2 protein-coding genes are annotated in these 1,014 nt (G+C 69.6%); both read left to right on the top strand.

The genetic code is table 11. The features are described 5' to 3' along the window. Nucleotides 1-82: 82 nt before the first annotated feature. Entirely contained in the window at nt 83-433 is a 351-nt protein-coding gene (locus ACG2DA_RS22825) for a hypothetical protein (protein ID WP_395259007.1), read from the top strand. After that, a partial coding sequence (locus ACG2DA_RS22820) for an IS630 family transposase (RefSeq protein ID WP_395259009.1) occupies nt 430-1,014 on the top strand: 585 nt, incomplete at its 3' end. The genes ACG2DA_RS22825 and ACG2DA_RS22820, both read left to right, overlap by 4 nt.

Raw genomic sequence — 1,014 nt, 5'->3', positions numbered from 1 at the left:
TAGTGCGTCCGGCGGTTATCTCTAGCGCGGCGGTTACCGGCTGCGTAGGCTCTGCGGCGTCCCGTTCCGCCGAGTCGCCGCCGTGCCGATCGCCTATTCCAAAGAGTTCCGCCGGGACGTGCTGGCCGCCTGCGACGCCGGGGCGGGTACGCGGGCGGTCGCGTTGCGATTCGACTGCTCCGAGAGCTGGGTCCGCCGGATCAAGCAGGACCGCCGCGAAACCGGCAAGCTGGCGCCCGCGACGACGCGCGACCGCAAACCGACTTGGCACGCCTGGGCGGACTGGCTTCAGGCGAAGCTGGCCGACCGCCCGGACGCCTACCTGCGGGAGCTGAAGGCCGCGCTGAAGGCCGAACGCGGGATCGACGCCAGCGAGGGGCTGATCGCCCGGGCGCTGAAGGGACTGGGGATCACGCGGAAAAAAAGACGCTGATCGCCGCCGAGCGGAACCGGCCCGACGTCGCCGCCGCTCGCGTGAGTTGGTTCGAGTTCCTGAAGACGCTGAACCCGGACCGGGGCGTGTTCCTCGACGAAACGTGGGCGAAAGACAACATGACCCGCACGCACGGCCGCTGCCGACGCGGCGATCGGCTGTACGAAGGCGTCCCCTGCCGGCGGTGGGAGACGACGACGTTTCTGGGGGCGATGCGGTCGACCGGCTTCGTGGCCCCGCTGTGCGTGGACGGGGCGATCAACGGGCCGCTCTTTTTGGCGTGGGTCCGCCAGCATCTCTGCCGTGAACTGCGTGCCGGCGACGTGGTCGTGATGGACAACCTGTCCGCCCACAAAGTGGCGGGCGTGCGGGAGGCGATCGAGGCCGCCGGGGCGCGGGCGGCCTACCTGCCGCCCTACAGCCCGGACCTGAACCCGATCGAACTGGCGTTCTCCAAGTTCAAGAAGCTGTTGCGGGACGGAGCGGCCCGCACCACCGACCGGCTGTGGGAGCTGTGCGGACAGGTCTTGGATTTGTTCCCGCCCGAGCAGTGCCGCAACTACCTCCGCCACTGCGGCTAC

The organism is Alienimonas sp. DA493 (assembly GCF_043951915.1).
Lineage (GTDB): Bacteria > Planctomycetota > Planctomycetia > Planctomycetales > Planctomycetaceae > Alienimonas.
This window is presented reverse-complemented; position numbering and strand designations above follow the sequence as displayed.